This is a genomic window from Candidatus Harpocratesius sp., assembly GCF_054039255.1.
The window spans coordinates 23,378-29,893 of the sequence record NZ_JBPLBG010000067.1; the positions used below are offsets into that span (position 1 = coordinate 23,378).

The 6,516-nt window shown below is 34.4% G+C and carries 5 protein-coding genes; 4 read left to right on the forward strand and 1 reads right to left on the reverse strand.

All coding sequences use genetic code 11. From position 1 onward, the window contains the following. Positions 1-23 precede the first annotated feature (23 nt). Complete coding sequence (locus ACXLDF_RS14730) at positions 24-860, reverse strand: sulfotransferase domain-containing protein (protein WP_457559306.1); 837 nt, start codon at positions 858-860, stop codon at positions 24-26. A 241-nt stretch (positions 861-1,101) separates the two neighbouring features. Between ACXLDF_RS14730 and ACXLDF_RS14735 the strand changes: the two genes are divergently transcribed. The 4 genes from ACXLDF_RS14735 (at position 1,102) to ACXLDF_RS14750 (ending at position 5,263) form a co-directional block, all read left to right on the forward strand. Continuing rightward, positions 1,102-2,187 carry a Gfo/Idh/MocA family protein gene (locus ACXLDF_RS14735; protein ID WP_457559307.1) on the forward strand — a complete coding sequence of 362 codons (1,086 nt, stop codon included), beginning with the start codon at positions 1,102-1,104 and terminating at the stop codon, positions 2,185-2,187. A gap of 2 nt (positions 2,188-2,189) precedes the next feature. Further along, positions 2,190-2,732: a dTDP-4-dehydrorhamnose 3,5-epimerase gene (gene rfbC / locus ACXLDF_RS14740; RefSeq protein ID WP_457559308.1), complete on the forward strand. Its 543-nt coding sequence runs from the start codon at positions 2,190-2,192 to the stop codon at positions 2,730-2,732. 85 nt (positions 2,733-2,817) lie between these two features. Further along, positions 2,818-3,780, forward strand: a complete 963-nt coding sequence (locus ACXLDF_RS14745) for an SDR family NAD(P)-dependent oxidoreductase (RefSeq protein WP_457559309.1) — start codon at positions 2,818-2,820, stop codon at positions 3,778-3,780. Positions 3,781-3,901: 121 nt separating this feature from the next. Beyond that, complete coding sequence (locus ACXLDF_RS14750) at positions 3,902-5,263, forward strand: nucleotide sugar dehydrogenase (protein ID WP_457559310.1); 1,362 nt, start codon at positions 3,902-3,904, stop codon at positions 5,261-5,263. The last annotated feature ends 1,253 nt before the right edge of the window (positions 5,264-6,516 follow it).

Genomic DNA, 6,516 nt, shown 5'->3' on the forward strand with positions numbered 1-6,516 from the left:
TGTCGCTAACCGATTTAACTGATTTAATTTTTTCTCGGTCTGAAAGAGTATAATGTCTTTCGCAACCTCAAAATATCTTGGTTAAGACGTAAGAAAAATTGCTTCAAATCAAAGAATCCCTTCTTTTTTAAATCCCACAATTCATTTGAAAAACAGTATTTTATTGAAATATTTAATGTCAAGATTAATAATTTCTTGATTTTTCCCTCCCTTGTTCTATGTTGTAGAAATGTCTTGATTTTTTTTATCGTTTCCATTATCGAGACAATTCCAGGGACCGTTCTGGTATATCGCTTCTTATCCAAAAATATTTTACGATTTGTTATAGGAAGACTCCAAAATTCTTCGATCTGGTTGATCACCTTATTTGGAGATAAAATAAGATCTTGATAGTGTATTATCAAAGAATTTTCAGAACAAGAAGACCACTGATTGTAGAAAATGGATAAATCTTCCAATATTCCTTTCTTTAAGATATAATCTTCAAAAGATTTCTGGTCTTCATATTCATATATAGAAGCAATATTACTCATGAGTCGAGTTTTTTGAGTTCGAAAATAAGATTCGATAATAGCCTTTGGTTTCCGCAATAAGATGACCTTTTTAATGTTTTTCAATTTCTGAATATTATTAGGAGATGGAAAAATATGCTGCTTAAATATAATATGTGCGTTCTGGAATTTCTTTACAGTTTCATCATCTATTTGTCTAATATCGCCATGTAATTTATGAAGAAATTTGGTTTCTTTTGGAACGGGAGCATCTGGAAAATAAATTTGTTTTGCTGGAATATTATGCAATCTCCCAAGAGTAGACATCAATGAAGTACTTGCAGATTTTGGAATTGCAATTAAAAGCATAATTATTCCAGTAATGAAATATGATTTGATTTTTAAATATTATTTAAAATACATGTCATGCAATTCTGTGAACTACGCACATCCATCATTACTTTATTTTGAATACAGCTAAAACGGATAATGTCGATATATAATCTTTTATTTGTCGAATGGATCAGTAAATCGTTAATCATTACATTTTCTTTTTTATATGTTTGGCTTTTATAACAATAATTTTAACTTAACAAAAATTCTTTTCTTTATGACTTCTTCTTTTCTACGGATAAAATTCGCACTTATCGGCTGCGGACACATTGCCCCCCGATGGCTGGATGCACTCCAAAATGACCCAAACGTCGATCTAATCGCTGTAGCAGATCCAAACCCTCAATCATTTGACAAATTATCCAAATACAAATTTCCAAACCTTAAAACATATTCTACAATCGAACAAACCTACAATAACCATCAAATTGACGCAGTTGTAATCGCAACACCCCCACAATACCATGCACGATACATTATTGATGCTGTTCGGCGGGGTATTCACGTGTTGGCGGAAAAACCTTTATGCGTTTCCATCGATCAGTTTCGCCACGTGATACAAGCTCAGCGCCTGGCTGAAGAGAAGGGAATAATTACTGCCGTAAATCAACAGTATCGGTGGAACCCTCGTGTTGAAGCTATTTTTCAGGCCGTGCAAAGTGGAAAATTAGGACGCGTCTTTTTGGTGAATTCAGAATTCTCGCAGAACAATTATCATTTCAAAAAGTGGTGGCGCCAGCAAAATCTCTATATCAGTGCCTTCAATTGGTATGTGCATATTATCGATTCTATGCGATATTATTTGAACTCCAAGCCCCAGATGGTCTGGGCGAAATTTATCCGACCGCCTCATTCCAAAATTCTTGGTTATTCATCGCTCTTTCTGAATGTAACCTTTGAAAACGGCACAGAATGGCATCTCACCGCCAACCAAGAAGCGGTTGCCGGACCCACCACCTCCGGTCACACCCGATTTGTCATGTACGGTGAAAAGGGAACACTTGTTAATACCAAAAATGAATCTCCCGTGTTTTATTCTATTGAAGGTGAAAAGGAAGAATTGGGAGAAAACATAGGCGATGTCGATAATCAATGGACCTATCCCCCTGGGTGGCCCGACAGTGTGGCTAAATTCGTGCATGCCATTAGAACTGGTACTGAACATCCAACATCCATTCGTGATAATTTTTGGACTATGGTGATTTTACTGGCAGCAATCGTATCTTTTGAGAATCAACAAAGTATTAATGTTAATGATTTCCTTCACAAATATAATATTGACAATGAAATCGGGGATATATAGTTGTGGAGAAAATATCAACACCTTTTCCTGATGTTTGGCTGATTAAACCGAAGGTCTTTCATGATAACCGAGGCTTTTTCTTAGAATCTTATTCTTACCACAAATTTTGCGACATTGGCATCGAAACTGTTTTTCGACAAGATAATCATTCCAAATCTGTGAAAAATACTGTTCGAGGTCTACACTTTCAAATTTCTCCAGGACAAACTAAATTGGTTCGATGCATTTCTGGAAAAATTTGGGATGTAATTGTGGACATCAGACCTGATTCTCCTTTATTTAAACAATGGTGGGGAGTGGAACTTTCAGCAGAAAATTTCTTACAAGTTTATATTCCTACAGGATTCGCACATGGATTTTCAGTCCTTTCAGATATTGCGGAGATTGAATATAAAGTAGATGAATATTACAATTCACAATTGGAACGGGGGATCCTATGGGATGATCCTGAATTGAATATTGATTGGAAAATTGAGCATCCCATTCTTTCCGAACGTGATAGTAAAAATCCAACTTTAGAAGAATTTCTTAAAACAGACTTATAACAGCAGTTTTAAATTTTTTTTCTTTTGATTTTCTTTAGGTGGAATGCACCCATAATTTCATTTTCGATCATTCATTTTTTATTTTATGTATGAAGGAAAACGAATCTTAGTCACTGGTGCCGCAGGATTTATTGGAAGTAATCTCACCGATGAATTGCTTGCTCAAGGCGCTCATGTGATAGGAATCGATAATTTGTTCAATGGAAGGATGGAGAATCTCGAACTCGCTCAAAAACATCCAAATTTTATCTTTTATAAGACGGATATCAGAGATTATGATAGACTCCTTTATCTAATGCAAGACATCGATATTGTTTTTCATGAAGCTGCATTTGCCAGCGTTCCTCAGTCCATATTAATGCCAGAGCTCTGTAATAGCGTAAATATTAACGGAACTTTAAATATTCTAAATGCCGCCAGAATACGTGATGTTGAAAAGGTTGTGTTTGCATCAAGTTCATCTGTTTATGGTGACACACCGACATTACCCAAACATGAGCAAATGCGGTTAGATCCTATTTCACCATATGGTGTTGCAAAATACGCCGCAGAAGCATATATGGTATCTTATCATAGAGTATATGGTTTAAACACAACATCTCTTCGCTATTTCAATGTTTTTGGCCCCCGGCAGAATGATTCACCTTACAGCGGTGTGATTGCCATTTTTATCGCACGGATCTTTGAGCATAAAAATCCTGTAATTTTTGGTGATGGAACCCAATCTCGTGATTTTACGTATATTAAGGATGTTATGCGGGCTAATCTTTTAGCTGGATTGTCTCGGGATTCTGCAGGAGAAATCATGAATATTGCTGCGGGAAAACCGATAACGCTTAAAGAATTAACAGAGATTATGATTCGGGAATCAGGTGTGTCTGGATTGAAAATTAAATACGGTCCAATTCGCAAGGGTGATATTTTGCATAGTTATGGAGATATCACCAAGGCTCAGAAAATTCTTGGATATTCTCCAGAATATAATGCTGTTTCTGGGTTTAGGGCGTATTTAGCATATTATAGATCTAAATTTCTAGAGAAGAAGTAAATCCCCAATAGATTAATTAATAATCTTTAGTGTCATTTCTTTTTTTTAATCTTAATAAAACTTGAAATTTTAATTCAAATATTCATTTACTACAATCAATATAACCTATGAGGAAAAAGATATGGATTTAAATTTAATAAAGCAAAAGATAACAGAAAAAACCCTGCATATCGGAGTTTTTGGTTTAGGACGAATTGGTTTACCTACTGCTTTGATGTTTACAAAAGGTGGGTATAAAGTTATTGGTTATGATATAAACACAAACCTTTTGGACGATTTGAAGCAAAAAAAAACTTTTATTGATGAACCTGGATTACCGGACATTTTAACTTCAGCTGTTGATAATGGATTTATCTCTTTTACAAATAACTACCAGCAAACAATAACCGATAGCGATATTATTGTGATTTGCGTCCCTACTCCCGTGACAGCGCATAAAATTCCCGATTATACTGCTATAAAAGATGTTGCACGAAAAATTGGTGAACATCTCACTCCTAATAAAATAATTATTAATGAAAGTTCCGTTAGCCCTACTACTATCGAAACCATTCTAACACCGATTATTGAACAAGCCAGTAACCTAAAAGTAAATGTTGATTTTGGAGTTTGCTCATGTCCAGAACGCGCCGATCCAGGCAAAATCGTTGACAATTTTAACAAGGTCGCTCGAATTGTAGGTGGAAGTTCGTGGGAAATTGGTAAGATTATTGTTGATCTTTATAAAACCATAACTGATGCTGAAATAATCCAAGTTTCCACTCCTGGGACTGCTAATGCGGTTAAGCTGACAGAAAATATCTTTCGTGATGTAAATATTGCCTTGATGAATGAATTTGCGGTGCTTTACGAGCGTTTAGGGATTGATATAAAGGAAGTTATTAGAGGTGCTTCGACAAAATACAATTTTCAACCACATTATCCCGGTCCTGGAGTGGGGGGTCCTTGTTTACCTGCAAATCCATATTATATTATTGAAGATGCTCAGAAGGTCGATTATATACCCTTTTTAATTCGAGTATCCCGTGAAATTAACGATCGAATGCCGCAATATGTGTTGGAAATGATAATTAATGCGTTGAATTTTGTAGGATTGTGCTTAAATGGTTCAACAATTACGGTTTTAGGGTTATCATATAAGGCAAATGTGCGGGATATCCAGATCTCGCCTGCTTTGCGGGTAGTTGAATATCTTCAAAAGCAATCTGCTATAGTAAAGATTTGGGATCCTTATTATGTTGGTGAGGAAGTTAACGGATTTGAAGTCAGTGCGAACTTTGACGAAGCCATTGAAAATTCGCAATGTTTAGTGGTACTCACAGACCATCAAGAATTTTTATCGTTAAAATTTGTGCATATAAAACAAGTTATGGCCACACCCTTCATTGTAGTAGACAGTCGAAATATTTATGATCCGTTTCAACTTCCTGTTGATACTGTGTATTGTGGAGTAGGTCGGAAAATTCAACGCATCGGTAAATAAAGTAATTCTGTTTTTTATACTTTGATTGTAATTTTTCTTTTTTAAATTTCTTTCTCTGTTATTTGTTTCAGAATATTTTCGAGAATAATTTGTTTAATCCGTTTTTTGACGATTATTCTTTTTAGGTGATCACCTAAAATTTTTTAATTTTTCATTTCTTATGAAATAACCATCGTATCCCTTAATCCCATACTAAACAAATATCAGTATTCATGCATATTTACAGTCTTCCACCTATTTCTAACGTACTTCATGGAAAATTATTAAATACTTATTCTTTCTTAGTTTTATAGATGGCTGTAATTTTCCAAATTTTGTCAATTAGATCCATTCAATTGGATGATCTGGTCAGAATAAATTTTTTTCACCAGCAGAACACGCCAAATCAGATAAATCACTTCAATAAAAATACATATTTTTTGGATTTCTTGTAAAAAATGGATACAATACATCTTCGTCAGTGAATGTAAAAAGGTTTCGGTGTTTCCAATGCGAAAAACGATTTAGAAATCCGCTTATTGAGTGGGAAATGGTCTGATACCAGATAAAAATTAGATAACTTCTTTATGAACTCTTTTTTGAGAGTTATAAGCAATCTCAGATAGCTAAAATATGGATGATTCTTCAAAATAAAATAAACAAATTCAAAAAAAATTATGTCAAGACAGTATTCAAACAGAATCTGAGTTTAATAAAAGGGGATTTTATAACCATCCTGGATGTATTATTTATAGTGATGAAACTTGCATGGGAAAAAGAGGGAATTCGAACACCGATATTGTGTTCTGCAACGGTAAATTTGAAATTTTCGCTGCAAGTTCTGCGAATAATACATAATTAGAGTATACGATCTGTAAAGTATTTTTTAAAATTCCGAAAAAGTGTCGAGAAAAACTCCGTGTTTTAGTCACCGATGGACAACCTTCCTATTGGGCACTTACATTGTTAAATTCGTAACGAGTTGTACTGGTTCAGCAATATCACAAAAAGGATAAATTAGGTCAGATTTCGCGGCATAAATATCAGAAATATGGTCCCCATTATCTCCACTACATAATCCATATACATTGGAAGGTATTAAAAAAAGGAAAACAATTATTACGATATAGATGGCAGATTAAATTATATAAAGCTAAATTACCTCAAAGCAGAGGATGAGCTACCAAACAATTTATAAAAAGTATATTATATTAAAACTGGCGACAAAAAAGAGATGTATATGAATCACCAACTTTTCAAAAAAAGAACGGCTG

What these genes read in the sequence shown, in the direction of transcription:
- ACXLDF_RS14745 (WP_457559309.1), top strand. Translation starts at nt 2,818, where the DNA reads ATGTATGAAGGAAAACGAATCTTAGTCACTGGTGCCGCAGGATTTATT.
- ACXLDF_RS14750 (WP_457559310.1), top strand. Translation starts at nt 3,902, where the DNA reads ATGGATTTAAATTTAATAAAGCAAAAGATAACAGAAAAAACCCTGCAT.
- ACXLDF_RS14735 (WP_457559307.1), top strand. Translation starts at nt 1,102, where the DNA reads ATGACTTCTTCTTTTCTACGGATAAAATTCGCACTTATCGGCTGCGGA.
- ACXLDF_RS14730 (WP_457559306.1), bottom strand. Translation starts at nt 860, where the DNA reads ATGCTTTTAATTGCAATTCCAAAATCTGCAAGTACTTCATTGATGTCT.